This is a genomic window from Thermogladius sp., from assembly GCF_049970955.1.
Classification (GTDB): Archaea; Thermoproteota; Thermoprotei_A; order Sulfolobales; family Desulfurococcaceae; genus Thermogladius.
The window spans coordinates 1-2,029 of record NZ_JBMFLY010000111.1 but is presented as its reverse complement, the minus strand read 5'-3'; the positions used below and the strand labels follow the sequence as shown (position 1 = coordinate 2,029).

Here is a 2,029-nt window from a genome sequence, read left to right as displayed (position 1 = left end):
TCAGGAGGAAGTACAAGTCCTCGTTCATCCTGATAACACACGACCTCGCCCTGGCCCTCGAGAGGGCAGACACCGTCATGGTGATGTACGGTGGTTACGTGATGGAGTACGCAGACAAGAGCGAGCTGGTCCGCGACATGCGGCACCCCTACACGAGGGCCCTCTTCGAGTCTCTGCCCAAGCTCGGCCAGAGGGGGCTGCCCAGCTTCCTCCCCGGCTACCCGCCCGACTTGAGGAACCCGCCCAGCGGCTGCGTGTTCCACCCGAGGTGCCCCCTGGCGAGGGAGAAGTGCCGGGCCGAGCCGCCGCGGCTCGTGGAGGTCTCGAAGGGGCACTACGTGGCCTGCCACTACGCGGGGGTGGTGGGATGAGCGGCGTTGTCGAGCTAAAGGGCGTTGTCATGGACTTCGAGGTCGGCTTGCTCGGCCGTAAGAAGAGGGTGAGAGCGGTCGACAACGTGACGCTCAGCATCGCGGAGAACGAGATATACGGTCTCGTGGGTGAGAGCGGTAGCGGGAAGTCGACCATCGGGAGAATCACGCTGAGGCTCTACAAGCCTACGAGGGGCAGGGTCTTCTTCGAGGGGGTCGACATAACGGACTGGAGCGAGAGGAAATTGAGGAGGATTAGGAGGAGGATGCAGCTCATCCCCCAGGACCCCTACAGCGCCATAAACCCCGTCCAGACGATAGGCGAGGCCCTAGCCGAGCCCTTGATCGTCCACGAGAAGCTAAATAAGCGGGAGGCCCTCGATATCGCGGCGAAAGCCCTCGAGGAGGTCGGGCTCGTCCCCCCTGAGGACTTCATTCACAGGAAGCCCCACGAGCTGAGCGGGGGCCAGTTGCAGAGGGCGGTGATAGCGAGGTCCATGATACTGAGGCCGAGGTACGTGGTCGCGGACGAGCCGACCAGCAACCTAGACGCCTCTATCAGGGCCTCGATCGTCAAGCTGCTCTTAGACTTCAAGAGCCGCTACGGCTTGTCCATGCTCTTCATAACGCACGACATAGTACTGCTAAGCCTCATAGCGGACAGGATCGGTGTCCTGTACATGGGGCAGCTCGTCGAGGAGGGGCCTGCTGACAAGGTCGTGAAGGAGCCGCTACACCCGTACACGAAGGCCCTCCTATCGGCCATACCCCGCGTGGGGGGCGAGGTAGAGACCGAGAGAGTAGACCTGAAAGGAGAGATAGGAGACCCCTCCAACCCGCCGCCAGGCTGCCGCCTCCACCCCAGGTGCCCCTTCGCGACGGAGAGGTGCCGCAGAGAGGAGCCGCCCCTCGTCCGCGTCAACGGCAGGTGGGTCAAGTGTTGGCTTTTCTACGGCAAGTAGCCGTCTACTGCTAGCGAGACGTGCGGGGCCCGTGATCCGGCACTCGCAGTGAGAGTTATCGTGTAGACCCGCCAGGGGGCCGGCGAGGGTTTTAGTAGCGGGGACGGCATAGACCGCCTGCCCGCGCGAGGGCGTAGCAGCGCTGTCGCCCGACCTCTAGGCACTTAATTCTGCTTAAGGGTCTAGCGAGTAGAGTGCCGAGACCACGCCGAGGACTAGAGACTAGCCCCAACCGCCGCTCTCTAAGAGACGCTCTCCCGGGTCTTGCACCACAGGGTTCTCACACGCTGGGGGACATCGTGTGAACCTCTTGTTGGGCGGGGTAGTACTCACACACGGCGCGCGTGGTGATCCCGCGTAGCCGGGTTCTAGAATTCGTAGTTGACTTCAAGGCCGAGCTCGCTCTTGACAGCCTCGACGAACTCGTAGAACTCTATGCTTCTCAGCACGAACTCCAGCGTCCTCCCGTCCACGGTCTCGACTACCACGTGGGCGCATCCATGGCAGGTGAAGGTCGTCTTGGAGATCAGGCCCAGACCCCACACCCCGGCGGCTAGGATTTGAAAGGCGTTGATGGTGCGGATGTCCCCCCTCGTCAGAACCACCCTTTTACGCCTGAGAAACCCCATGACGACTTCGAGGCGCCCGTACAAGACCGCCACGACGACGGGCTCCCGGAACAGTACAACGAACAAG

Annotated in this window: 3 protein-coding genes; 2 read left to right on the top strand and 1 reads right to left on the bottom strand. The window is 62.3% G+C overall.

What is annotated here, in order from left to right:
• Positions 1 to 371 (top strand): oligopeptide/dipeptide ABC transporter ATP-binding protein (locus tag ACP5VX_RS07135; RefSeq protein WP_428725187.1); only part of this gene is annotated, 371 nt, incomplete at its 5' end.
• A complete protein-coding gene (locus ACP5VX_RS07130) occupies positions 368 to 1,333 on the top strand; it encodes an ABC transporter ATP-binding protein (RefSeq protein WP_428725186.1) in 966 nt (321 codons plus the stop codon). The genes ACP5VX_RS07135 and ACP5VX_RS07130, both read left to right, overlap by 4 nt.
• Before the next feature lie 368 nt (positions 1,334 to 1,701).
• Here the strand turns inward: ACP5VX_RS07130 and ACP5VX_RS07125 are convergent.
• The coding region (locus tag ACP5VX_RS07125) for a hypothetical protein (protein ID WP_428725185.1) at positions 1,702 to 2,029 on the bottom strand (328 nt) is incomplete at its 5' end.